This is a genomic window from Pseudomonas sp. ICMP 8385 (assembly GCF_002699915.1).
Classification (GTDB): Bacteria; Pseudomonadota; Gammaproteobacteria; order Pseudomonadales; family Pseudomonadaceae; genus Aquipseudomonas; species Aquipseudomonas gessardii.
The window spans coordinates 13,837-39,082 of the sequence record NZ_LKBY01000056.1; the positions used below are offsets into that span (position 1 = coordinate 13,837).

Consider the following 25,246-nt stretch of genomic DNA (forward strand, 5'->3'; position numbering starts at 1 on the left):
CTCACCAACTCCCCGAAGCCCCACCGCCGCCACTGGAGCCGCCGCCGCCGGAAAACCCGCCACCTGAGCTTGAGCTTGAGCTTGAGCTGGAACTGGAGCGGTCGCTGGAACTGGAGCCTGAGCTCGATCCGCCCGTCCCCTGACCATAGATGAACAGCGCCGCGAACGAGCTGATGGGCAAGGCGAACAGCCAGCCATCAAGCCCCATCTCCAGCATGTACCCCGCCGCGCCATACACCCCCAGCACCATCGCCGATTGCACGCAGAACCCCAGCCGACTGTGTTTCCAGGCGGCTTTCATCACCGCGAACAGGATCAGGTACAGGCCCAGCACCACCAGCGCGGCCAGCGGCCAGGCCAGCCAGTTCATAAAGGACACTTGCGTCAGGTAGTGATCCACCAGCCCCAGGCCGACGCTGTAGGCCATCAGCCCCAAGACGCAATAAAACACCACCCTGGCCTGCCACAAGGCGCCGAAGATAGCCGCGCTGATGGACATGCAAAACGGCAGCGCCAGCAAATAAAAGGGCCAGGCCTTGCCATTGATCGCGGCCAGCGCCGTCAGCAGCACGCTCAGCCCCAGGGCGGCGATCAGGCCGCGTCGCCAATGCAACTTGCCCGAGGCCAGCAGCACGCCACCAACCGCGCCGAAGATCAACGCCAGCAACGCCGCCGACTCATCCACCGTTTCCCGGGTATCGTCCACGGCCGGCAAATCCCCCCCCTCGACCAGCACGCTCAGGGCATCCACGGCATGTTGCACACCGGCGGCGTAATCGCCCTGGCGAAACGCCGGGGTCATCTGCTCCGTGATAATCCGGTGGCTCAACAGGTCCGTGACCACCCCTTCCAGGCCGTAACCGACTTCGATCTTCACTGTGCGGTCGTTCTTGGCCACCAGCAGCAAAATACCGTCGTCGATGCCCTTGCGCCCCAGTTTCCAGGCGCGCAACAGTTGGGTGGCGAACGCTTCGATGTCAGTGTCCCCCGTGCTCGGCAGCAGCATCACGGCAATCTGCGCGCCCTTGCGCTGTTCGAGGTCGGCCAGTTGAGCGCTCAGGCGCTCCTGGGTCGCCGTGTCCAGGGTGTGGGTCAGGTCGATCACCCGCTGGTTCAGCGCCACATTCGCCAACCCTGGCGGCGCCGTTTCGGCCAGGGCCAGCGCGGTGAACACCATGACCAGCAGGCCCAAGGCCGATTGCCGTAAAAACTGCCGCATACTTTGTTACCTGACGTTTCATCCTGAAGGCGCCGACTTTACCCTATCAACGCTATATCGAGTGACCCCCTGCGGTTGACTCTCTAAACTGACGGCAAACCCTCATAGCAACACGCCATTACGAGCGCGCCCATGGACCTTCGCCATCGCAACAACGTCAACGTGATGGGCAACGGCGCCTCGACCCTGGTGTTTTCCCACGGTTTTGGCTGCAACCAGGCCATGTGGAATGACCTGCTGCCCCATTTCGTCGAACGTTTTCGCGTGGTGCTGTATGACCTGGTCGGGGCCGGCCTGTCAGACCCTGCGGCCTACGACAGGGACAAATATGCCACCCTGGGCGGTTACGCCGCTGATCTGAACCAGATCATCGATGAGTACGCCAGTGGCCCGGTGATTCTGGTGGGACACTCGGTCAGCGCCATGATCGGCACCCTGGCCGACCGCGCAGCGCCCGGGCGCATCGCCGCCCATGTGATGATCGGCCCCTCCCCCTGCTATATCGACACCGACGACTACGTGGGCGGATTCAAGCCCGACGATATCCAGTCGCTGCTCGACACCCTCGACAGCAACTACCTGGGTTGGTCCAGCACCATGGCCCCGATGATCATGGGCGCGCCGGGGCAACCGGCGCTCAGTGAAGAGCTGACCAACAGCTTCTGCCGCACCGAGCCCGAGATCGCCAAGCACTTTGCGCGGGTGACGTTCCTCTCGGATAACCGCGCCGATATCGCGGGCCTGCCCACCCCCACGCTGATCCTGCAATCGACCGATGATCTGATCGCTCCGGTGTGCGTGGGCGAGTACCTGCACCGCGTATTGCCCCACAGCACCTACGGCCTGATCGACAATGTGGGCCATTGCCCTCATATGAGCGCGGCACCGGCCTGCGCGGCGGCGATGGAGAGCTTCCTGCTGCCATGGACCGTTGCCCATGCCGATTGACGAACTGCCCGACTCCCAGGCGCTGTTCGACGGTGCCGCCTGTGCGCTGGCCGTCACCGCCGAAGATGGCACCCTCCTGCGGGTCAACCGCTGTTTCTGCGACTGGCTGGGCATGGCGGCGCACGAGTTGCACGGGCGGCGTTTCCAGGACCTGCTGACCATGGGCGGGCGGATTTTCCACCAAACCCACCTTGCACCGCTGATGCAGATGCAAGGCAGTATCGCCGAGGTCAAGCTCGACCTGCGCCATCGTGACGGCCATGCCGTGACAATCCTGCTCAATGCCGTCAAGCGCGACCACCCCAGCGGCGTACGGCATGAACTGGCCCTGTTCGGCACCACCGACCGCGACAAGTACGAGCGCGAGCTGCTCAACGCACGCAAGCTGGCCGAAGCCCTGCTGCTGGAAAAGACCGCGGCCCAGACCGCCCTCCAGCAAGCCCAGGCCGAGCTCAACCAGGCCTATATCAAGGCACAGCGCCGGGCGCAGTTTGCCGAGCAGATGGTCGCCATCGTCAGCCATGACCTGAAAAACCCACTGACCGCGATCAAGATGGCCTCCGACTTTCTCGCCCGTGGCGAGCGCACCGCCAAGGAAACCCAATTGATTGGCCATATCGGCCAGTCATCGGAACGCGCGCAGCGGATGATCGCCGACCTGCTGGACTTCACCCAGGCACGGGTCGGCGTTGGCATCGGCGTAAGCCCCAACCCGCTGGACCTGCATGACGTCACCCAGCGCGCGGTGGATGAACTGCGGGTGGCCTTTCCCCGCGCCACCCTGGTGCATCACCCCATAGGCGCTGGCGAGACCTGCCTGGATGGTGACCGCCTGCAGCAAATCATCGGCAACCTGGTGGCCAATAGCGTGACCTATGGCGACCTGCAACAGCCGATCACCATTACCTCACAGTTGAACCACGATGGGCCGAGCCTCTCGGTCCACAACCATGGGCCGGTGATTGCCGACTCGCTGATGGGCGTGTTGTTTGAGCCCATGACCCGAGGCACCGACCAGGGCTGCGACGTACGCAGCGTCGGGCTGGGGTTGTTTATCGTGCGGGAAATCGCCAAGGCCCATGGTGGGGATGTGGCGGTCAGCTCCCAGGTGGGTAGCGGTACCACGTTTACTGTGTGCTTCCAGGCGCCTCATTTGCACAAGTGTTGACCGCGCGAAAAAACGCAATAATGGAGCACACCATGCGCAATGAAACCGCATTCGTTCATGTTTGCTTCAACCCCTCCTAATCTTCGTTATTTATTAGCGCATGTTCTCCTGAGTGCTTCAGACTTTCCTTATGCCGTCCATTCAAAATGGCACGTTATTATCCAAGACACTCTTAGACAGGCTTAACTAAAAACCTAAATGGAAGTCGCATGCAACTACCAAAATCTTCCAGTGACAGTCATTCAGGCGCAAATCCAAAACACACAAAATTAATTGTGACTCTCGCCAGTACGCGGCAAGAAATACGGGAAATACAGCGCCTGCGCTACAGCGTATTCATCGATACTTTCCGCCTATCCAAACTGAGCAATACCGACGAATTAAATACCGACGAATTTGACGATTATTGCGACCATTTGATTGTACGCGATACTAAAACCTCACAAATAGTTGGCACCTGTAGGCTGATGAGTCCGACTGTCGCCCAACGTATTGGATATTACTATTGCGAACAGGAATTTGACCTGAGTCGGATAAATCTTTTACAGCAGCGCATTATCGAAGCGGGCCATGCCTGCGTGCACCCGGATTACCGCAGCGGCAGCGTCATCATGTTGTTATGGTCAGGCCTGGCCACCTATATGCAACGTGAACGCTGTGATTACCTGGTGGGGTGCGCCAGTGTGAGCTTGGCGGACGGTGGCCACAATGCCTCGGCGTTATGTCACGCTTTCACTGCGCAAAACTTTGCCCCCAGCGAATATCGCGTCACCCCACACAATCCATTCCCCTTGCATGAGCGCAATGCCGGGCATGTGCCACAGATGCCGCCACTGTTAAAAGGCTATTTGCGTAGTGGCGCCTGGGTGTGCGGCGAACCCGCGTGGGACCCTGAGTTTAATACTGCGGACTTCTTTATGTTGTTGCCGCTGTCCAAGTTGGATAGCCGTTACGCGCGTCATTATTTAAAAACAGACAAGACAGCACAACTACCCTAAACCTTAAAGAGCCAAATCAATATGTTTTTACAAGAAGAAAGAACCACTGCCTTTGAGCTAATACCGGAAATGGCCCTGTGTCTTGAAACAACCTCGCTTCTTGATTTTGAGCGTGGAGAGTCGCAACGGTTAGCCGATATGTTGCAAAGAGTCGGCCAGCCCGCACTCACCATTGCCAAAGAACTCGGTGGAGCTGGCGCCAGCGCGCTGAGCATGGCGCAATTGCACACATGGGTCGGCGCACATTGCCCCTCCCTGGCAATTATGATGACCATGCATCACCACACTGTCGCCGGGATGATGGCTGCCAGGCATTTCTTTCCGGATATTCAGGGTCTGCTGGGCTTGATTGCGCGCGATAACTTACTAGTGGCCTCTGGGTTTGCCGAAGGGCGTACAAATACGCATATTTCAGAATCGACAATGGCCGTGGAAAAAACCCTCGACGGCTACCTTGTCAACGGCAGCAAGAAACCTTGCACAATGACCCATCACTTCGACGTCATTACTTTTGGCGTCAACTACCTGGACCCTCAAGGCCAGACCCAAATCGGCATCGGTGTGGGGTTTGCCGAAGACCCGAGTATCGAGCGGAAAAAATTCTGGTCCGTGCCGTATCTGCAAGCAGCAGACAGCCACGAAGTTACGTTCAATAACTTGCTGGTTCCTGAAGCCATGATGTGTTTCAGCACCGCCATCGATGATCAACTCGATGATGCGCAACAAGGAACCGGCAACCATTTGTTCGCCATCTGGTTTCAACTGCTGGCCAGCGCTTCCTATCTGGGGATGGCATCGGCCTTGGCAGCACGTGCATTGGCAGGCAATAAAGGCTCGCCAGATGATCGAGCCCTGCTGCTCATTGATCAGCAGGGCGCCACCATGGCGTTGCGTGGCCTGGCGGCTTCGATTGACGACAACCGGTTCTTGCGCAGTGACTTGGCGCGAGCGCAAGCAACCCGGTTCTCTATCCAGGAAGCCGTGAACCGCATCAGCACTCGCGCCTTTGAAATTCTGGGCGGCATGGCCTTTATGTCCAGCGAGGATGTCGCCTATCTAAGGGTTGCCACTGGTTTGATGGCATTCCATCCGACATCCAGGCTTGCCAGCACGCACTTCCTGTGTGAGCAGCTCGGCTAACCTGACTTATGGGTAAGTCAGCGTCACCAGGTAAGCCCCTGAGCGCAACAGCTTGCCCGCCCCATCGCTCAAGCGGTATTGGCGATTGTAGTAACCGCCGTTGCCGACCGTCTCGGTCACCAGCTTGACCTTGACGGGCGAGTGGTCCGGCGCACTGAGCGTACGCACCGGTTCAACGCTATAGGCGCTGATGTTGCCCGGGGATGCCGGCATCGGGCAGCCGCTCAGGGCCAATGTGGATCCCGTTCGGTCCCCTGCCTCGCAGGTTGCCTCGACGATACTGCCGCGAAACTGGATAACGCCCTGGGCCAGGGGCGTCGCCGCCTGGCCGCCACCACTGGCGAGCGCAAGAAACAGGCTGATACCAACTGCCACATGTTGACTGCTCATATTGAACGCTCCTGGGTATGTACCCATCACGTCGGCAAGTCGGGTTGGTTTCTTGAATATTTAAGAAATAGCTGATGGCTATTCGTTCAGGGATGCCAACGGCGTCTCATCCTGGAGTGATCGATGGCCAGCCGACGCCTACAGGACCGCGCCCAGGGCCTTCAACAACACGCCATCGCGGCCATAAATATCCGGCGCGTACAGCAAGGCCCCCTGGCTATCCACCTGCACCGTCCAATACCCCAGCAACACCGGCACCGGCGTGGCCAGGCGGAACTCATGGGTCAGCCCGGTCGCCAGCAGCGCCTCGGTCCGCGCCTTTTCCTCCGGGCTCACCAACAGATCGCGTAATAACATCGGCTGTTCTACCCGCACACAACCCGAGCTGAACGCCCGCGGCCCCTTGCTGAACAGCGGCTGGCTGGGCGTGTCGTGCAGGTACACAGAAAACGGGTTGGGGAAGCGCAGGACAATCCTGCCCAGCGGGTTGCGCGGGCCGGCGTCCTGGCGCAGGAGGATATTGCCGGGGTGCGACCAGTCCACCTGCTCGGGCGACAGCGCGCGCCCCTCGCTGTCGAGCACTTTGAGGTTCTGTTGGCGCAAGTACTCCGGGTTCAGGCGGATGGCTGGCAGCTTGTCCTCGCGCATGATGGTCGGCGGGATGGTCCAGGTGGGGTTGAGGGTCAACCGCGTGATGCGCGACTTGAGCAGCGGCGTCTGCCGTTCGGCGCGGCCCACCTGCAAGCGGGTCTGCCACACGGGGATGCCGCCCTGGTAGACGCTCAACTGCGCGGCTGCGACGTTGACCAGGATGCCATCGGGCTCCAGGTCCTGGGCCAGCCAGCGAAAACGTTCGAGGTTGACCCGCAGTTGCTCGCGGCGCACCGCCGGGCTGACGTTGAGCTCGGCCACCGTGCCCGCGCCGATCACCCCGTCGGCTTGCAACGAATGGCTGGCCTGGAAGCGCTTCACGGCCGCCACCAGGTCATCGCCGTATTGATGGCCCTTGGGCACGCTCGCCAGGTAGCCGCCACTGACCAGGCGCCGCGCCAACGCTGGCACCCGCGGGTCTTCGCGGCCGGGGCGCAGCAATGGGCCGTCGGCAATCACGCCCCACTGGGGCAAGGGTTGCCGGCGTTGCGTGGCGTAGGCGGCGCGCAGGCTGCGGTACAGCTCGGCACTGGGCCGGGCCCGCTCGAAGGCTGCCGGCATGTCGGCAAGCCCGGCGGTGGCCAGGGCCAGCACGGCGACGGCCGGGTCCTCGCTGGGCGGCTGGGCATGCCACAACGGTTCGTAATGAGCCTGCTGCAAGCGGCCATAGTGCACGTCATGCAAGGCTTGCAGGTAGTGCTGGCTGGTTTCGAAGTCAGTGCACAGGACATTGCGGCTGGCCGCCACGTCGGGCAGCCGATAGTGCGCCGGGTCCAGGCCATCGTCGGCCAGCAACTGCAACTGGCCCTGCAACGCCGTGCGCCGTGCGTCCTCCGACCACAGGGCGATATTGCCCTGTTGCTGGTAAAAAGCCTGCAGCCGCAGCTCGGCCGGTGTATCCAGCTGGGTCGCCAAACCGGGGCAAACGCTCGACAACTGCCCAAGTGCCAGCTGTACTGGGTTTGACGGTTCGACCGGCACTTCATCGGCCATGGCGACCAATGGTGCTACGAGCAAGCAAAGGCTCAAGTAACATGCGTGTTTTTTGAACAAGGGCTTAGCTCCAATCTACGGCGGAGATGCTATATACATGCTGAATATTGACTGCCGACTCGGCCTGATCGCCGCCACCCTGGCCGCGTTCTGTACGGGTGCCTTCGCAGAGAATGCCAAACCTCATGCCTTGTATAGCAGCCTGGCGCGCTCGGCTCCAGAACTCAATCCCGCAGTCCTTAAAAGCGCCCTCGGTGCCATGCAGTGTGCCGTCAATAACGGCCAGGAACGCGCCGAACGCCTGGCCGTGATCGACTACTCGCAACCTTCAACCGCCCGTCGCCTGTGGATTTTCGACCTGCGCCAGAAAAAGCTGGTACTGCGCGACCTGGTGGCCCACGGGCAAAAATCCGGGGAAAACTTCGCCACCCAGTTCTCCAACAGCGAGGGCAGCCATCAATCCAGCCTCGGCCTGTTCCGCACCCAGGAAAGCTACCAGGGCACCCATGGCTACTCGCTGCGCATGGACGGCCTGGAGCCGGGCTTCAATGACCAGGCCCGCGACCGCGCCATCGTGATCCATGCCGCCGACTACGTCAGCCCCCTGTGGAGCAAGCGTGAAGGCCGCATTGGCCGCAGCCAGGGCTGCCCCGCCGTGCGCCCGCAAGTGGCACGCCAGGTGGTGGACAAGCTCAAGGATGGGCAGTTCATGTTCTCCTGGTACCCCGACCAGCGCTGGCTGAAGTCCTCGGCCTACCTCAATTGCAAGCCGCGCCAGATCGCCAGCGCCGGTTGAGGTAGTATCTGGAGGGCCGAGCCTGACCAGAGAGAGAACTTCAAATGCTTTTGCACCAGTCAACGTGGATCGAGATTGGCCAATTTCTCGACCGTAGCCGCACCGTGGTGATTCCCATCGGTTCCAACGAACAACACGGCCCCACCGGCCTGTTGGGCACCGATTGGATGTGCCCGGAAATCATTGCCCATCACGCGCAAAAAGGCGCCGACATCCTGGTCGGCCCTACCTTCAACATCGGCATGGCCCAGCACCACCTCGGGTTCCCCGGCACCCTCTCCCTGCGCCCGTCGACATTTATCGCCGCCATTGGTGACTGGACCCGTTCCCTGGCGGCCCATGGCTTTGAGAAAATCCTCTTTCTCAATGGCCATGGCGGCAATATCGCCACCATTGAAGCGGCCTTTTCCGAGCTGTACGCCGAAGCCAGCTTCGCCCGCCGCCCCGCCGGCTTCGCCTTGAAACTATGCAATTGGTGGGACCTGGAAGGCGTGGGCGAACTGGCCCGGGCGCAATTCCCCACAGGGCATGGCACCCATGCCACCCCTTCGGAGATCGCGATTACCCAGTGGGCTTACCCCGACTCGATCAAGACGGCGGACTACTCGCCAAAAATTGCCCCCTCCGGCCCGATTCGCGAGGCCCAGGACTTCCGCGCCCGCCACCCGGACGGGCGCATGGGCTCCGACCCGGCCCTGGCAACCCCGGAGAAAGGCGGTGAACTGGTAGCCCTGGCGGCCAGGGGGCTGGTAGCAGCGGTTGAAGCCTTCAGCCGTGAAGCCACGCCCAACTGACGCTTGCGACACAGGCACACAATAAAATCTATAAGAAGGACCTCTCCATGAAACCCCATCAGAAGACCTTTGATCGCATCCGCAACGCCGTCCTGCCGGAGTTTCGCGAGCGTGTTGCCGACTATTTGGTCGAGTACGAAAACATCCTGCAGGCCCCCGCTACCGACACCGACCAGGCCTGCGCCGCCGCCCAGCAACTCCGCGGTTACCTGCGCGGCCTGAACACCACCCGGGTGCTCGGCATGGAAGACTGGGAAGACCTCGACCGCCGGGTCGAACAGGCGTGGCCGCTGGGCGCTACAACGAAGGACGTGCCTGGTTGACCCAGGCCTGTACTGATGGCCGCTGCCACTGCCGCCGGGCATACGCCACCAGCCGTGCGGGCAGCGGATCGCCGTTGAGGATCAGCCGGTTGAGCATCACGGCCAGGTCCAGGTCAGCAATCGACCATTGGCCAAACAGATAGTCATCCCCCTCGGCCAACCACTGCTGCGCAGCCGCAATCAGTTTATCGGCCGCCACCTGGGCCTGGTGTGACAACGGACCATATTTGGCCGCGCAAAACACCACCAGCGTGGAGCGTTCCTGGCGGATCGGCAGCAAGTCACTGCGCAACCACGCCTGGATCTGCCGCGCCCGCGCCCGTTGGCGCGGCTCCCTTGGATACACCGGCACCTGTGGGAATACATCCTCCAGGTACTCGGTAATCGCCGACGACTCGGACAACGCAAACCCACCCTGCTCCAGGGTCGGCACGCGCTGCGTCACGGACAGCCCGGCAAACACCGGCGCCTGCTGCTCCAGCGCGTCCAGGTCGAGGGTGCGCACCTCAAACGGCAGGCCTTTTTCCCGCAGGGTCACAAACACCGACATCGCATACGGGCTGGTGAACTGGGCATCGACATACAAGCGCATCGGCAGGTTCGTCACAACGGCATCTCCTTGGGTGAGCAGCCACGCTACGAAATGCGCGGCGATAAAGACAATGCCGCTTTTTTATGGGGGCATTCCTCGGCGGAATACGGCCAGTTCCTACACCCTACCCGGAAAACCCACCACCGCTGAGGAACGCCTGCTCCTCCTCGGTCGTCACCCGGCCCAACGCCGCATTGCGATGGGGAAACCGGCCGAACCGCTGGATGATCTCGGCATGCTCCTTGGCCCAGTGGTAGGTATCGGCATCCAGCTGTTTGTTCAGTGCCAGGGAACGCTGCTGGTCCTCGGGCTGCTCGGAATGCTCGAAAGGCAAGTAGCAGAATGCGCGCAATGCCGGGTCGACCAGGCGGTCCATTCCCGCATCGACCATACGCCCGGCGTAAGCCCTGGCCAGTGGATCGGTGGCAAACATATGGGCAGTGCCGCGGAAGCTATTGCGTGGGTATTGATCGAGCAGGATCAGCAGTGCCAACGCGCCTTCGGGCTCGTTCAGCCAGTGCTCCAACTCGCCCCTGGCCGCCTGGAAGTGGGCCTCCTGGAAACGTGCGCCGAACTCGGCATCGAACTGTGCATCTTTCTTGAACCAACGGGATGGGCCCGCCGCCGTCCAGAATTGCACGACAGCTTTGAAATCAATCGGGGCGCTCATAAGTGACTCCTGGGTCGTCAAGGTCTATGGCCTACCCTAGCATCTGAATGATCTGATTCCGACTGGGAAATCCACGGGCGCCAGCCAATACAAAACAAAGGTGGGAGCTGGCTTGCCGGCGATGGCGGTGTATCTGCCGCCAGAAATGTTGGCTGGGCTGGCGCTATCGCGGGCAAGCCCGTTCCCACAGGGGATTTTGGCTGGACACAAGATCTGCGCCGCACCACAAAACAAAGGTGGGAGCTGGCTTGCCGGCGATGGCGGTGTATCTGCCGCCAGAAATGTTGGCGGGGCTGGCGCCATCGCGAGCAAGCCCGCTCCCACAGGGGATTTTGGCTGGGCACAAGATCTGCGCCGCGCCACATAAGCCCGCTTCCACAATGGGATTTGTGTCAGCAGCAATTACGCCAATTCAGCCCGCAATTGCCGCGCTGCCGCCACCATATGGATCAACGCCGCTTCCGTCTCCGGCCAGGCGCGGGTCTTCAGGCCGCAGTCGGGGTTGACCCACAGCCGTTCGGCCGGGATACGCCGGGCGGCCTTGCGCAGCAGGTTGGCCATTTCCGAGGCGTCCGGTACCCGTGGCGAGTGGATGTCGTAGACTCCCGGGCCGATGTCATTGGGGTAGTCGAACGCTTCAAACGCGTCCAGCAACTCCATATCCGAACGCGAAGTCTCGATGGTGATCACATCGGCATCCATCGCCGCAATGGACTCGATCACATCGTTGAATTCGCTGTAGCACATATGGGTATGGATCTGGGTTTCATCGCGCACACCCGAGGCGCACAGGCGGAAGACTTCGGTGGCCCAGTCCAGGTAGTGTTGCCACTGGTCCCGGCGCAGGGGCAGGCCTTCACGGAATGCCGCTTCATCGATCTGCACGATCTTGATGCCCGCCGCTTCCAGGTCCAGCACTTCATCGCGGATCGCCAGGGCCAGTTGCCGGGCCTGCACTTCGCGGCTCACGTCCTCGCGGGGGAATGACCACATCAGCATGGTCACCGGGCCTGTCAGCATGCCCTTCATCACCTTGTCGGTCAGGCCTTGGGCGTAGCGGATCCACTCCACGGTCATGGCGTTCGGGCGGCTCAAGTCGCCGAAGATCACTGCTGGTTTCACGCAGCGCGAGCCGTAGCTCTGCACCCAGCCAAAGCGGGTGAACACGTAGCCATCGAGTTGCTCGGCAAAGTACTCGACCATGTCGTTACGTTCGGCTTCACCGTGCACCAGCACGTCCAGGCCGAGATTTTCCTGCACTTCAACGGCGTGCCTGATCTCGCTGTGCATCGCCTCGACATATTCGGCTTCGCTCAACTTGCCGGCCTTGAACGACTGGCGCGCCAGGCGGATCGATGCGGTCTGCGGGAACGAGCCAATGGTGGTGGTCGGGAACAGCGGCAGGTCGAGGCCGGCGCGCTGCTTGGCGATGCGCTGGGCAAACCGCGACTGGCGCTGACTGTGCTTGGCGGTGATGGCCGCAACACGAGCTTGGACCGCCGGCTTGTGGATGCGCGGCGAGGCTGCACGGGCCGCCTGCACGGCACGGCTTTGGGCCAGGGCAGCCACCACGTTCGCGGCTTCTGGCTGGTTGATGGCTTGGGTCAGCACGGCCACTTCTTCACATTTTTGTACGGCGAAGGCCAGCCAGCTTTTCAGCTCGGCGTCGAGCTTGTCTTCACGCCCCAGGTCAACCGGGCTGTGCAGCAGCGAGCAGGACGGCGCGATCCACAAGCGATCACCCAGGCGCTCTTGGGCGTGCTGCAAGGTGGCCAGGGCATTTTCCAGGTCGCAGCGCCAGACGTTGCGCCCGTTGACCACCCCCAACGACAACACTTTATAGGCCGGCAGGCGGTCGAGAATGGTCGGGTATTGTTGCGGCGCACGCACCAGGTCAATGTGCAGACCATCGACCGGCAAGTTGGCCGCCAGGCCCAGGTTCTCTTCCAGGCCGCCAAAGTAGGTGGCGACCAGTTTTTTCAGCGGGTCACGCTGGATCAGGTTGTAGGCGCGCTCAAAGGCATTTTTCCAGGCCTGGGGCAGGTCAAGCACCAGGATCGGCTCATCGATCTGCACCCACTCCACCCCCAGCTCCGCCAGGCGCTGGAAGATCTGGCCGTACAGCGGCAGCAGGCGGTCGAGCAGGTCGAGCTTGTCGAAGTCGCCGCCCTTGGCCTTGCCCAGCCACAGGTACGTCAGCGGCCCGATCACCACCGGCTTGACGGTGTGCCCCAGGTCGCGGGCTTCCTGGACTTCTTCAAACAGTTGGTCCCAGCCCAGGTGGAACTGCTGGTCCGCGCTGAATTCTGGCACCAGGTAGTGGTAGTTGGTGTCGAACCACTTGGTCATTTCCTGGGCGTGGGCGCCGCCGCAGCAGCTGTCGCTGACGCCACGGGCCATGGCAAACAGGGTATCGAGGGTGGCATGCCCATCGGCCGGGCGGAAACGCTCGGGGATCACGCCAAACATCAGCGAGTGGGTCAGCACCTGGTCGTACCAGGCAAAATCCCCGGCCGGCAGCAGCTCGATACCGGCCTGTTTCTGCAAGGCCCAGTGGGTTTTGCGCAGCTCACGGCCGACGGCGCGCAGGCCGGCTTCGTCCAACTCCCCCTTCCAAAACGCTTCCTGCGCTTTTTTCAGTTCACGATCGCGTCCAATGCGCGGAAATCCAAGGGAATGAGCGACAGCCATGACAAAAAACTCCAATGTGTGGGGATGGGAGCTATTGTCGGCAGCGATGCATAGTGAGACAAACTCATTTTATTGCAGATGATCACGAATTTAACTCATGATCGAAACACCCCAGGCTTTTCAAGAAAACCGGTGAAGTCCAGCAGTGATGTATTGCCCATTACGTCGTACTTCGGCGCTATAGGTTCCACTGGGGCCATGACAAGAATTTACGGGTGGCCAGAGCACGACCTGAATACCGTGCAGGCCAAAGCCTGCAAATTCCGCTGACGAACCTTTCGATCCTGAGCAAGTGCGGGCACAATGCCTGTCCTTTTTTGGCAGGCTCCGCCACAGGCTCTGAAAAATGATCAAAACCCCGTATTACCTCATCGATAAACAGAAGCTTCTGACCAACATGCAGAAGATCGCCTACGTGCGCGAGCAGTCCGGCGCCAAGGCGCTGCTGGCACTCAAGTGCTTTGCCACCTGGTCGGTGTTCGACCTGATGCAGGAGTACATGGACGGCACCACGTCCTCGTCGCTGTATGAGCTCAAGCTCGGTCGCCAGAAGTTTGAAGGCGAAGCCCACGCCTACAGCGTGGCCTGGGCCGACGATGAGCTCGAAGAGATGCTCGACAACTGTGACAAGATCATCTTCAACTCCATCAGCCAGTTGCAGCGCTTTGCGCAGCGCAGCGAGGGCAAGACCCGCGGCCTGCGCGTCAACCCGCAAGTGAGCAGCTCCGACTACCTGCTGGCCGACCCGGCGCGCCCGTTCAGCCGCCTGGGCGAGTGGGACCCGGTGAAGATCGAAGAAGTGATCGGGCAGATCTCCGGTTTCATGTTCCACAACAACTGTGAGAACGGTGACTTCAGCCTGTTCGACCAGATGCTGAACACCATCGAAGAACGCTTTGGCGCACTGCTGCACAAGGTCAACTGGGTCAGCCTCGGCGGCGGCATCCACTTTACCGGTGAAGGCTATGCCATCGACGCCTTCTGCCAGCGCCTCAAGGCCTTCTCGCAGAAGTACGACGTGCAGGTGTACCTGGAACCCGGCGAAGCGGCGATCACCAACAGCGCTTCCCTGGAAGTGACCGTGCTCGACACCCTGTACAACGGCAAACACCTCGCCGTGGTCGACAGCTCCATCGAAGCCCACCTGCTGGACCTGCTGATCTATCGCCTCAACGCCAAGCTGGCGCCGAGCACCGGCGAACACACCTACATGGTGTGCGGCAAATCCTGCCTGGCTGGGGATATCTTTGGTGAGTATCAATTTGATCAGCCGCTGGCCATCGGCGATCGACTGTCGTTCATCGACACGGCAGGCTACACCATGGTCAAGAAAAACTGGTTCAACGGCCTGAAAATGCCGTCCATCGTAGTGAAACAACTCGACGGTACAGTCGAGGTGGTTCGTGAATTTGGTTACGACGACTACCTGTCCAGCCTTTCGTAAAGCGGACAGATAAAGGAGAGATAAAGCAATTGAAAAAGAACGTTCTTATCATTGGTGCAGGAGGTGTCGCCAAGGTGGTGGCCCACAAGTGCGCGCAGCACAACGACGAGCTTGGTCGTATTGCTATCGCGTCGCGCAACATCTCCAAATGCCAGGCCATCATCGACAGCGTCAAGGCCAAGGGTAGCCTCAAGGTTCCCGCCCAGATCCAGGCCTTTGCCCTGAACGCCCTGGACGTGGAAGCGACCAAGGCACTGATCCGCGAGACCGAATCGCAGATCGTCATCAACGTCGGCTCTGCCTTCCTCAACATGTCGGTACTGCGTGCCTGCATCGATACCGGCGTAGCTTACCTCGACACCGCCATCCACGAAGAGCCGGGCAAGGTCTGCGAGACCCCGCCGTGGTACGGCAACTACGAGTGGAACCACCTGGAGGAATGCAAGCAGAAGAACATCACTGCGATCCTCGGTGTGGGGTTTGACCCCGGTGTGGTCAACGCCTATGCGGCGCTGGCGCAACAACAGCATTTTGACCGCATTGATTCGATCGACATTCTCGACGTCAATGCCGGCAGCCACGGCAAATATTTCGCCACCAATTTCGACCCGGAAATCAACTTCCGCGAATTCACCGGACAGGTGTGGAGCTGGCAGGACAGCCAGTGGACCCGTAACACCATGTTCGAGGTCAAACGTACCGACGACCTACCGGTAGTGGGTTTGCAGAACCTGTACCTGACCGGCCACGATGAAGTGCACTCGTTGTCGAAAAACCTCGACGTGCCCAACGTGCGGTTCTGGATGAGCTTCGGCGAACACTACATCAATGTGTTCACCGTGCTGAACAACCTCGGCCTGCTCTCCGAAAAACCGGTCACCACTGCCGAAGGCCTGCAAGTGGTGCCTTTGAAACTGGTCAAGGCCGTGCTGCCTGACCCGTCCTCGCTGGCACCGGGCTACACCGGCAAGACCTGCATCGGCGACCTGGTCAAGGGCACCAAGGATGGCCAGCCACGCGAGCTGTTCATCTACAACGTGGCCTGCCACGAAGCAGCCTATGCCGAGACCGACAGCCAGGGCATCTCCTACACCGCCGGTGTACCGCCGGTCGCCGCTGCGCTGCTGGTGGCCCGTGGCGAGTGGGACGTGCAACGCATGGCCAACGTTGAAGAACTGCCCGCCGAGCCGTTCCTCAAGGCGCTGGACGTGATGGGCCTGCCGACCCGTATCAAGGACGAAAAAGGCGACCGCGCCTGGGATGCTATCGCCTGATAGCGTCTTGATTGACGGATCGCTCCCACGTCCTGTGGGAGCGATCAAAAACATTGCCCGGATCGTTGCGAGGGCGGATATCAATGTTGCCAGTGCCTACAACTCCTACATTAGATCTCCATGCCCGGTTGCATGCCCGTGCGGCATCTGAAATGCAATCCCCCAAACAATGAAGATCAAGGTGGGAGCTGTCTCGCCCGGCGAGGCTGCGATGGCGGCGGCACTGCTGGCATTGATGTTGGCTGAACCACCGCTATCGCAGCCTCGCTAAAGCTCGACAGCTCCCACAGGGTTTGTCGGTGTTTGCGGGAGCTGCGGGCCTTAACGCTGGCTCCCTCCAGCGAACACGGTATGCCAGTTGGCCCAAAATAATGTGGGAGCTGTCGAGCCCCAGCGAGGCTGCGATGGCGGCGGCACTGCTGGCATTGATGTTGGCTGAACCACCGCTATCGCAGCCTCGCTAAAGCTCGACAGCTCCCACAGGGTTTATCGGTGTTGGCCGGAGCTGCGTACCTTAACGCTGGCTCCCTCCAGCGAACACGGTATGCCAGTTGGCCCAAAATAATGTGGGAGCTGTCGAGCCCCGGCGAGGCTGCGATGGCGGCGGCACTGCTGGCATTGAAGCTGGCTGACCCACCGCTATCGCAGCCTCGCTGGGGCTCGACAGCTCCCACAGGGTTTATCGGTGTTGGCCGGAGCTGCGTACCTTAACGCTGGCTCCCTCCAGCGAACACGGTATGCCAGTTGGCCCAAAATAATGTGGGAGCTGTCGAGCCCCGGCGAGGCTGCGATGGCGGCGGCACTGCTGGCATTGAAGCTGGCTGACCCACCGCTATCGCAGCCTCGCTGGGGCTCGACAGCTCCCACAGGGTTTATCGGTGTTTGCCGGATCTGTGTACCTTAACGCTGGAGTACCAGATGCTTCCTACATCTGTTTCAGGTTGTCCCTCGGAAAGGTGCTGACTAACCTCCCTGTTGCCGCTGCCCAATCAGCGGCCGGATTTGACCGTCCGACCAATTGACGAATTGCTATGCCCAGCACCTATTTCAGGCGTTTTTTTTGTGCCTGATGTATCGTGTCGCGGCGGCTGTGCGCGGGATACCTTCGGGTATGCCGGGTTTCGTTGATAACCGGTCGGTCAACCCGCGTACAGCTGCCACCCCACTCGTTTGACCGCGAACGGTGGCGGCTCCACTTATCAACGGAGCTTCACCATGATCAAACACAGCCCCAACCCCCCACCCAGCTACGATGCCAGCCTGCTGCGCGATGCGGCGTATCGTGCAATCAACCACTATCTACACCCTGAAAACCCCGCCCCCAGCGACCCGGCCTCAGCCGCATTATTTACCGTACGCACCGACCTGGACGCCGAAACCCTGCTGATCAATGCCTCACAAGACCTGGCGTCGATCAACGTGCTCGCCACGCACCTGGCCTTTGAAATCGACGGCACACCCCGCAGCATGGCCCTGGGCCTTTGCCGGATGCTCGAAGGCGTGCAGATGCTGGTCGACCAGGCGCTGGATGGCTGCGCACAATCGGCCCTGTAGAGCTGTGCTTGATCGGCCGTGGCGTCCTGGCGGACGCCATCGCTGGCAAGCTGGCGCTACTTGCCCTGTTCGTTCGATCCGCCCTGCCCAAACCGATAAATCGACAGGCAATACACCCCCAGCGCCGCCACCGCCAGCAAGCCCCCCGCCGCGCCGATCCAGGCAAAGCCAAAGTGCCCGCCGACCCAGCTGCCCAGCAAGGCCCCGCCGCCAATGCCGATGTTGTAGATCCCGGAAAACATTGCCATCGCCACATCCGTCGCGTCCGGCGCCAGCACCAGGACCTTGGACTGCAACGCCAAGCCAAAGGCCATGATCGCCATGCCCCAGAACACGCTCAGCACCACCAGGTACGACACGTCGCCACTCAAGGGCAACAGCAGCCCCAGGCACAGCGCCAGCACCGATACGGCCACCAGCAAAAAACGATAAGGGCTGAAACGGTGCAACAGGCTGAACAGCAACGAACCGATGATCCCCGCCCCGCCAAACACCAGCAGCACCAGGGTCACCGCATTGCCACCCAGGCCCGCAACGCGTTCGACAAAGGGTTCTATATAGCTGTAGGCCGTGAACTGGGCGGTGACCACCATGGCCGTCAACACATACAACGCCACCAGCGCCGGGCGCTTGAACAGTATGGGTAGGCTACGCAGCGAGCCGGAGTTCTGGCTCGGCAACAGCGGCAAGGTACGCGCCAGCCACAACACCAGGGCCGCGGCAAAACCGGCGATCACCAAAAAGGTGGTGCGCCAGCCCATGGCCTCCCCCAACAGGCGCCCCAGGGGAATGCCCAACACCATCGCCAGCGAGGTGCCGGTGGCCAGCAAGCCCAGGGCCTGCACCTGTTTGCCCGGGGGTGCCAGGCGTACCGCCAGGGAGGCGGTGATCGACCAGAACAACGCATGGGACAAGGCGATGCCGATACGGCTGACCATCAACAGACCAAAACTGTTGGCCACGCTGGAGAGGATATGGCTGGCGATAAACAGACCGAACAGCACAATCAGCAACTTGCGCCGTTCGACGTTACGGGTCAGCAACATCACCGGCAGCGACGTCAATGACACCACCCAGGCATAAATGGTGAGCATCAGGCCGACCCGGGCGATCGGCATGTCGAAACTGGCGCCGATGGCACTGAGCAGGCCGACCGGCACGAACTCGGTGGTGTTGAACACAAAGGCGGCCAGCGCCAGGGCGATGACCGGTTGCCAGTTGGCGGCGGGGGTTGCGGTGGAAGTGCTCATCGACAGGTCGTTTTACTCGGTTGCGCGCCGATCCTGACGGCCCGATGCCTGCCCTTGAGCGGCGCCGAAAAATAGTAACACGATGGTTCAGGGATCGACTTGCGCCATGATCTCGGGAATCGACTCCGGGCGATTGGCATAGCGCTGGGCCAGCACCGCGCAGACCATCAACTGGATCTGATGGAACAGCATCAACGGCAGGATCAACACGCCCATGGTGCTGCCGGCAAACAATACCTGGGCCATTGGCACACCGGTGGCCAGGCTTTTTTTCGAGCCACAGAACAGGATGGTGATGCGGTCCTCCTGGTTAAAGCCCAGGGCCTTGCCCAAGAAAGCGGACGCCGCCAGCACCAGCGCCAGCAAGATGCAGCAAGCCACCACCAGGCCGCCCAGTTCCCACAGCGGAATCTGGTGCCAGATGCCTTCGTTGACCGCCTCGCTGAAGGCGCCGTAGACCACCAGCAGGATCGAGCCCTGATCGACGAATTTCAGCCAGTTCTTATTGCGCCCCACCCACGCGCCAATCCAGCGCCGGGCGATCTGCCCGGCCACAAACGGCAGCAACAGTTGCACGCTGATCTTGAGCACGGCATCCACAGTCGAGCCGCCGTCGCCATGCACATTGAGCAACAAGGCCACCAGCAACGGCGTGAGGAAGATACCGAACAGGCTGGAGGCCGCCGCGCTGCAAATCGCCGCCGGGATATTGCCCCGCGCCAGGGAAGTAAAGGCAATCGCCGACTGCACCGTGGCCGGTAACGCGCACAAGTAGAGCATGCCCATGTACAGGTCTTTGCCGATCATCGGTGACAACAGCGGCTTGAGCGCCAGGCCCAGCAGCGGGAACAGCACGAAGGTCAGGCTGAACACCAGCAGGTGCAAGCGCCAGTGCCCGGCGCCGGCGACGATGGCCTGGCGCGACAGCTTGGCGCCATGCAGGAAAAACAGCAGCGCAATGGCCAGGTTGGTCACCCAGCCGAACGCCACGGCGGCCTGGCCGCCAACCGGCAACAAGGAGGCGAGCACCACCGTGGCAATCAGGATCAGGGTGAAGTTGTCGGGTAAAAACCGTGGGCGTTTCATTAGCTGTTCTTCCAGGGGTTGCCAGGGCGTCGTGGCGACTCTAACGTAACAGCCGCTTACCGACTAACGCCAATGAGCCAGTAAATGCCGCCAAAAGGACATGAAAAGGCCGTTCGCCGCAGCATCCCCGGGCTCGCCAGCCTGCCGCGCCCGGTGTATGGCCGCACCGAATCCCTGCCCAACCGCGCCCTGACCCGCCGCCATAGCCACCCGTGGGTGCAGTTGTCGTATGCGATTTGCGGGGTGCTGGAGATCCAGACCAGCGCCGGGCGCTTTGTCGCACCACCGCAGCGCGCGGTGTGGATCCCGGCGGGGGTCGCGCACCGGGTGTTCAGCTCGCCCCACACCGAGATGCGCAGCCTGTACCTGGACTGCAGCGTAACGACCTGGGCCGCGGAGCGCTGCCAGGTGCTGGCGGTGAGTGACTTGCTGCGCGAGTTGATCCGCCGCTTTAGCGAACTGCCGGTGGAATATGCCGAAGACGGCCCGGATGGGCGCCTGGCCCAGGTGCTGCTGGACCAATTGGCCGCCGCGCCGCAGGTAGACCTGATGCTGCCCCTGCCCCACGACAGCCGGTTGCGGCAGGTCTATCGCAGCTTGAGCCTGCACCCGGAACAGGCGACGACCTTGGGGCAGTGGAGCCAGAAGCTGGGGGTCAGTGAAAAAACCTTGAGCCGGTTGTTCTTGAGCGATACCGGCTTGACCTATCGCGCCTGGCGCCAACGCCTACGCCTGCTGGGGGCGCTGCCGGGCCTGGAACGCGGGGAACGGGTGACGGATGTGGCGCTGGGCTGTGGCTATGAGTCGGTGTCGGCGTTTATTGCGGCGTTTCGCCAGCAGTTTGCTGCGACGCCGGGGGAGTTTTTTCGCTGATTGAATACCGCGGCTTTTGACTGTCCACAATCCCCCTGTGGGAGCGGGCTTGCTCGCGATAGCGGTGGTTTAGTCACTGAATTTATCGACTGACACACCGCTAGCGCAACAAAGACGAACTGGCGCGCACCTGCAACTGCGGCGCCACCCTGATCGACTCGACAGCCTCGCCCGCGATGCGCTTGAGCAACAGTTCAACCGCATGGCGGCCCATCTCTGCCAACGGCAGGCGCACGCTGGTCAGGGGAACCATCAGTTCATTGGCCAGCGGTATGTCATTGAAGCCCACCACGGCAATGTCTTTGCCCGGCATCAAGCCCTGGTCACGCACGGCGCCCATCAGGCCGATGGCCAGGAAGTCATTGACCGCGAAAAACGCCTGGGGTCGCGGGCTCAGGCCCAGCAGATACGCGCCCTGGCGGTGCCCGGTCTGGCTGTCAAAAGGACCATTGAGCGTCCACTCCGGGCGCAACGTGATGCCTTGCTCACGGTAATAGCGGGTAAACCCACGGGTGCGGTCCGCGCCGGTCGAGGCATGCCGCTCACCCGCCAGGATCGCCACATCGCGACAGCCCAATTGGTACAAGTGCTCGGCCGCCAACCAGCCGCCCAACTCATCGTCACTGCATACCGCCAGATGCCCGGCAATCTGCCGGCTGACCAACACGTAGGGAATGTGCTTGCGCGCCAACAGGTCGAGCAGCGGCTGGCTTTCGCCTACATGGGAGTCACCGACGATCAACCCCGCTACCGAGCGGCGCAAGGCGTGCTCGGCCCGCGCCATCTGCCGGGGTTGCTGGTCGTCGGTATTGGAAACGAAGGTCAGGTAGCCGGCCTGCTCGGCGGCACTGTCGATGCTGTCATAAATGGTCGCCATCACCAGGTCGGTGAGCCTGGGCATCAGCACACAGATTTCCTGGCTTTTGCGCAGTTTCAGGCTCGATGCCTGGGTGTTTGGCCGGTAATCCAGCTCCTTGGCCAATGCACGAATGCGCGCCACCACGTCGGCCGACGCCGCTCGCTCGACCCCGGCCGGGTCGCCATTGAGTACCCGCGACACCGTGGACACATGCACGCCCAGTGCAGTTGCCATGGACTTCAAGGTGGCTGGGCGAGAGGGGCTCGGCATGGTGGTAGGGCTTCCGACTGTCTGATATTTAGCGCGCAGAGTCTACCCGAACGGGCGTGTCGCAGCCGCTGATAAATCTTTACCCAAACGTTTGACTAAAATTTTTACGCGCCTTACATTTCGCCAACCCAAACGTTTGGGCAAACAATAAAAATACGCCGGACGCGGCCGACTTTTTGACTTCTGCCATCATTTTGAAGAGTCAGATCCCTATGAATAGCCCCGCTATCCCGTCTTTCCGCTACCAGATTTTCTTCCTGATCATGCTGATGGCACTGCTCAACTACATCGACCGCGGCGCGATTGCCTATGCCTCGGCGAGCATTCTTCCCGAGTACGGTTTCGACAAGGCCGACTGGGGCAACGTGCTGGGTTACTTCGGCTACGGCTACATCCTCGGGGCACTGGTCGGTGGCATTCTGGCCGACCGTTTTGGTGCCAAGCGCATCTGGCTGATCGCCGGCGCCACGTGGTCGATATTTGAAATTGCCACGGCATTTGCCGGTGACTTCGGGCTGGCGTTCCTCGGCGGCTCGGCCATGGCCGGGTTCGCCACCATCCGCGTGATGTTCGGGTTTGCCGAAGGTCCGGCGTACTCGGTGATCAACAAGAGCGTGGCCAACTGGGCCACGCCCAAGGAGCGCGGTTTTGTTGTGTCGGTGGGCCTGCTGAGCACCCCATTGGGTGCACTGCTGACCGCACCGGTGGCCGTGGGCCTGCAAACCTTGACCGGCAGCTGGCGCAGCATGTTCGTGGTGCTGGGCCTGGCCAGCCTGGCGCTGCTGATCTTTTTCATGACCCGCTTCACCAACACCCCGGATGAAAACCCGCGCGTGTCCAAGGCCGAACTCGAGTTCCTGCGTAAAGAGCGCGCCGACGCCGCCAATGCCTCGACCCCCACCACCAGCGTTGCGCCGGTCTGGCACTTCTTCAAGAACAAGGACCTGCTGCTCAACGCCGTCGGTTACTTCTCGTTTGTCTACGTGACCTTCCTGCTGCTGACCTGGACCCCCAAGTACCTGCAGGATGAGTTCCACTACAACCTGTCGTCGCTGTGGTACATGGGCATGATCCCGTGGACCGGCGCCTGCTTCACCGTGCTGCTGGGCGGCAAAATATCGGACTTGCTGCTGCGCCGCACCGGCAACCTGAAAGTCGCACGCAGCTGGCTGGCCGCGACTTGCCTGCTGCTGACCACCTTGTGCTTCATCATGGTGTCCCAGGCCCAGACCGTGTGGGGCGTGATTGCCTTGATGACGTTGGCCAACGCGCTGAACGCCCTACCCAACTCCGTGTACTGGGCCGTGGTGATCGACACTGCGCCGTCCAACCGGGTGGGCGCCTACAGCGGCATGACGCACTTCATTGCCAACACCGCGTCGTTCATCGCCCCGATGCTCACCGGCTACCTGACCGTTCGTTACGGCTACTCGTCGATGTTCGTGGCTGCCGCAGTGGCCACGGCGCTGGGCATGAGCGCCATGCTGATGGTCCGCCCAGGCGGCCGCCAGGTCGCCGCGCCCTCTATACCCGCCGCTATTTGATGGAGTTGTTTACATGAGCCTGGTGAAGCCTACCCACGCTGGGTATTTTTTTGGCCTATCGATCGTCACGCTGGCCGCGCGCCTGCGTGCTGGCAGCGTGACCAGTGTCGAGCTGACACAAGCCGCCCTGGACAGCATCGAACGCTTGAACCCGATCCTGAATGCCTTCGTGCAAGTCGATGCCTCCATCGCCCTGGCCCAGGCACGCAAGGCCGACGCGCTGCTGGCCCAGGGCCGGGACTTGGGCCCGCTGCACGGCATACCGGTCGCGGTCAAAGACAACATCGACACCTTTGACTACCTCACCACCTATGGCTCCGCGCATTTCGACGGTTACCAGCCGGAGCGCGATGCCCTGTGCGTGCAACGCGTGCGCAAGGCCGGGGCGGTGATTATCGGCAAGACCCTGACCCACGAGTTCGCCTACGGCCCGACCGGCGACCGCTCGTTGCAGGGCGCGGCACGCAACCCGTGGGATGCCCGTTGCATCACCGGCGGCTCCAGCGCCGGCAGTGCGGCGGCTGTGGCCAGCGGCATGGTGCCGCTGGCGCTGGGGACCGATACCGGCGGCTCGATACGGATTCCGGCGGCCTTGTGTGGCACGGTCGGCTTCAAGCCCTCGTTTGCCTGCGTGCCGGTAGAGGGGGTGTTCCCGCTGGCCTCGAGCCTCGACCATGTCGGCCCCATCGCCAATCACATCGAAGATGCGCGCCTGCTGTTCGAGGTGCTGGCCGCCCGTCCATGTGCGCCAGCGGCCACTGCGCAGCCGCTGCGGGTGGGCTGGCTCACCGGTGGCAGCTTCGGCCCGGTCGATGCCGACGTAAATCAGCAGGTGTATCAGGCGGCGCAGCAGCTGTTTGGCGACACGCTTGAGCACACCGACGCACTGCAAAAAATGGCGCCGGGCATGAAAGACACCCTGCTGACCCTGCAACGTGCCGAGGCCTTTGAGGTGCATGCCGAACGCATGCAGGATGCGCCACACCTGTTTGACCAGGAGGTACGCGAACGCCTTGAGTTATCGGGCGAAGTCAAAGGCTGGCAATACATTCGCGCGCAGGCCAGCCAGGCGCAGTACCAAGCGGCAATGGCGCATCTATTCGAGCACTATGACTTGCTGGTCTCCCCCAGCGTGCCGATTACCGCCACACCGATCAATGCGCGCACAGTCCGGGTTGGCGAACAGGACATTGATGTACGCGCCACCGTGCTCAGCCACACCAGTGCCTGGAACCTCACCGGCCTACCCGCGCTCAGCCTGCCGGTGGGGCACGTACGAGGCCTGCCGGTGGGGTTGCAGGTGGTTGGTGCCGCTGGCGCGGATGATCGGTTGTTGCAGGTGATGAGCCGGTTGCTTGTTCTGGGCCAAGGGCAAGATCGCACAGATTGAATGTGGGAGCTGTCTCGCCCTGCGAGGCTGCGATGGCGGCGGCATTGCTGGCATTAATGTTGACTGAACCACCGCTATCGCAGCCTCGCTAAAGCTCGACAGCTCCCACAGGGTTTCTCGGTGTTTGCCGGATCTGCGCGCCTTAACGCTGGCGCCCTCCAGCGAACACGATATGCCTGCTGGCCCAAAATAATGTGGGAGCTGTCGAGCCCCGGCGAGGCTGCGATAGCGACAGTATTGCTGGCATTGAGGTTGGCTGACCCACCGCCATCGCAGCCTCGCTAAAGCTCGACAGCTCCCACAGGGTTTCTCGGTGTTTGCCGGAGCTG

At 61.6% G+C, this 25,246-nt stretch carries 22 protein-coding genes; 13 read left to right on the forward strand and 9 right to left on the reverse strand.

Going from position 1 to position 25,246, the window contains the following annotated elements; translation table 11 throughout:
• Position 1 precedes the first annotated feature (1 nt).
• Positions 2-1,219: a TPM domain-containing protein gene (locus AO268_RS06920; RefSeq protein WP_099168235.1), complete on the reverse strand. Its 1,218-nt coding sequence runs from the start codon at positions 1,217-1,219 to the stop codon at positions 2-4.
• A 132-nt stretch (positions 1,220-1,351) separates the two neighbouring features.
• Between AO268_RS06920 and AO268_RS06925 the strand changes: the two genes are divergently transcribed.
• From AO268_RS06925 to AO268_RS06940, 4 genes are all read left to right on the forward strand, one after another.
• Positions 1,352-2,167, forward strand: a complete 816-nt coding sequence (locus AO268_RS06925; protein WP_099168236.1) for an alpha/beta fold hydrolase — start codon at positions 1,352-1,354, stop codon at positions 2,165-2,167.
• Positions 2,157-3,335, forward strand: a complete 1,179-nt coding sequence (locus AO268_RS06930) for a PAS domain-containing sensor histidine kinase (RefSeq protein WP_099168237.1) — start codon at positions 2,157-2,159, stop codon at positions 3,333-3,335. Before AO268_RS06925 ends, AO268_RS06930 begins: the two co-directional genes overlap by 11 nt.
• A 209-nt stretch (positions 3,336-3,544) precedes the next feature.
• On the forward strand, positions 3,545-4,333 hold the full coding sequence (locus AO268_RS06935) for a GNAT family N-acetyltransferase (protein WP_099168238.1): 789 nt from the start codon (positions 3,545-3,547) through the stop codon (positions 4,331-4,333).
• Between the two features lie 21 nt (positions 4,334-4,354).
• The gene (locus AO268_RS06940; RefSeq protein WP_099168239.1) at positions 4,355-5,473 is read left to right on the forward strand and encodes an acyl-CoA dehydrogenase family protein; all 1,119 of its coding nucleotides are present in this window, start codon (positions 4,355-4,357) and stop codon (positions 5,471-5,473) included.
• 6 nt (positions 5,474-5,479) lie between these two features.
• Here the strand turns inward: AO268_RS06940 and AO268_RS06945 are convergent, their stop codons facing one another.
• Both AO268_RS06945 and AO268_RS06950 read right to left on the reverse strand, forming a co-directional pair.
• Positions 5,480-5,863, reverse strand: a complete 384-nt coding sequence (locus AO268_RS06945; RefSeq protein ID WP_099168240.1) for a hypothetical protein — start codon at positions 5,861-5,863, stop codon at positions 5,480-5,482.
• Positions 5,864-6,001: 138 nt separating this feature from the next.
• Positions 6,002-7,567 carry a L,D-transpeptidase family protein gene (locus AO268_RS06950; RefSeq protein ID WP_099168241.1) on the reverse strand — a complete coding sequence of 522 codons (1,566 nt, stop codon included), beginning with the start codon at positions 7,565-7,567 and terminating at the stop codon, positions 6,002-6,004.
• A gap of 37 nt (positions 7,568-7,604) precedes the next feature.
• On the opposite strand from AO268_RS06950, the gene AO268_RS06955 reads away from it, so the two are divergent.
• From AO268_RS06955 to AO268_RS06965, 3 genes are read left to right on the forward strand one after another with little or no spacing between them, the layout of a single operon-like run.
• The gene (locus AO268_RS06955; protein ID WP_099168242.1) at positions 7,605-8,303 is read left to right on the forward strand and encodes a murein L,D-transpeptidase catalytic domain family protein; all 699 of its coding nucleotides are present in this window, start codon (positions 7,605-7,607) and stop codon (positions 8,301-8,303) included.
• 44 nt (positions 8,304-8,347) lie between these two features.
• On the forward strand, positions 8,348-9,097 hold the full coding sequence (locus AO268_RS06960) for a creatininase family protein (RefSeq protein WP_099168243.1): 750 nt from the start codon (positions 8,348-8,350) through the stop codon (positions 9,095-9,097).
• A gap of 47 nt (positions 9,098-9,144) precedes the next feature.
• Entirely contained in the window at positions 9,145-9,420 is a 276-nt protein-coding gene (locus tag AO268_RS06965) for a hypothetical protein (RefSeq protein WP_099168244.1), read from the forward strand.
• On the opposite strand, the gene yfcF is transcribed toward AO268_RS06965, so the two are convergent.
• The 3 genes from yfcF to metE all read right to left on the reverse strand — a co-directional run bounded on the left by yfcF (position 9,395) and on the right by metE (position 13,373).
• Positions 9,395-10,012, reverse strand: coding sequence for a glutathione transferase (gene yfcF / locus AO268_RS06970; protein WP_186353144.1), 618 nt, complete (start codon positions 10,010-10,012; stop codon positions 9,395-9,397). The genes AO268_RS06965 and yfcF overlap by 26 nt on opposite strands.
• Positions 10,013-10,136: 124 nt before the next feature.
• Positions 10,137-10,682 carry a DUF924 family protein gene (locus AO268_RS06975; protein ID WP_099168246.1) on the reverse strand — a complete coding sequence of 182 codons (546 nt, stop codon included), beginning with the start codon at positions 10,680-10,682 and terminating at the stop codon, positions 10,137-10,139.
• A gap of 402 nt (positions 10,683-11,084) precedes the next feature.
• A complete protein-coding gene (metE, locus tag AO268_RS06985) occupies positions 11,085-13,373 on the reverse strand; it encodes a 5-methyltetrahydropteroyltriglutamate--homocysteine S-methyltransferase (RefSeq protein WP_099168247.1) in 2,289 nt (762 codons plus the stop codon).
• A gap of 346 nt (positions 13,374-13,719) precedes the next feature.
• On the opposite strand from metE, the gene AO268_RS06990 reads away from it, so the two are divergent.
• From AO268_RS06990 to AO268_RS07000, 3 genes are all read left to right on the forward strand, one after another.
• Positions 13,720-14,817 (forward strand): carboxynorspermidine decarboxylase, encoded by a 1,098-nt coding sequence (locus AO268_RS06990; RefSeq protein ID WP_099168248.1) that lies wholly within the window; start codon positions 13,720-13,722, stop codon positions 14,815-14,817.
• Between the two features lie 29 nt (positions 14,818-14,846).
• Positions 14,847-16,091, forward strand: coding sequence for a saccharopine dehydrogenase family protein (locus AO268_RS06995; RefSeq protein ID WP_099168249.1), 1,245 nt, complete (start codon positions 14,847-14,849; stop codon positions 16,089-16,091).
• Between the two features lie 1,215 nt (positions 16,092-17,306).
• Complete coding sequence (locus AO268_RS07000) at positions 17,307-17,645, forward strand: DUF6124 family protein (RefSeq protein WP_099168250.1); 339 nt, start codon at positions 17,307-17,309, stop codon at positions 17,643-17,645.
• 56 nt (positions 17,646-17,701) lie between these two features.
• Here the strand turns inward: AO268_RS07000 and AO268_RS07005 are convergent, their stop codons facing one another.
• Positions 17,702-18,895 (reverse strand): sugar transporter, encoded by a 1,194-nt coding sequence (locus tag AO268_RS07005; RefSeq protein ID WP_099168251.1) that lies wholly within the window; start codon positions 18,893-18,895, stop codon positions 17,702-17,704.
• A gap of 87 nt (positions 18,896-18,982) precedes the next feature.
• Positions 18,983-19,981: a bile acid:sodium symporter family protein gene (locus tag AO268_RS07010; RefSeq protein ID WP_099168252.1), complete on the reverse strand. Its 999-nt coding sequence runs from the start codon at positions 19,979-19,981 to the stop codon at positions 18,983-18,985.
• An 84-nt stretch (positions 19,982-20,065) separates the two neighbouring features.
• Between AO268_RS07010 and AO268_RS07015 the strand changes: the two genes are divergently transcribed.
• Complete coding sequence (locus tag AO268_RS07015; RefSeq protein WP_099168253.1) at positions 20,066-20,854, forward strand: AraC family transcriptional regulator; 789 nt, start codon at positions 20,066-20,068, stop codon at positions 20,852-20,854.
• Positions 20,855-20,954: 100 nt separating this feature from the next.
• On the opposite strand, the gene AO268_RS07020 is transcribed toward AO268_RS07015, so the two are convergent.
• Positions 20,955-21,983, reverse strand: coding sequence for a LacI family DNA-binding transcriptional regulator (locus AO268_RS07020; RefSeq protein WP_099168254.1), 1,029 nt, complete (start codon positions 21,981-21,983; stop codon positions 20,955-20,957).
• Positions 21,984-22,195: 212 nt separating this feature from the next.
• Between AO268_RS07020 and AO268_RS07025 the strand changes: the two genes are divergently transcribed.
• Positions 22,196-23,527 carry an MFS transporter gene (locus AO268_RS07025; protein ID WP_099168255.1) on the forward strand — a complete coding sequence of 444 codons (1,332 nt, stop codon included), beginning with the start codon at positions 22,196-22,198 and terminating at the stop codon, positions 23,525-23,527.
• A 13-nt stretch (positions 23,528-23,540) separates the two neighbouring features.
• Positions 23,541-24,917: an amidase gene (locus AO268_RS07030; RefSeq protein ID WP_099168256.1), complete on the forward strand. Its 1,377-nt coding sequence runs from the start codon at positions 23,541-23,543 to the stop codon at positions 24,915-24,917.
• Positions 24,918-25,246: the final 329 nt, after the last annotated feature.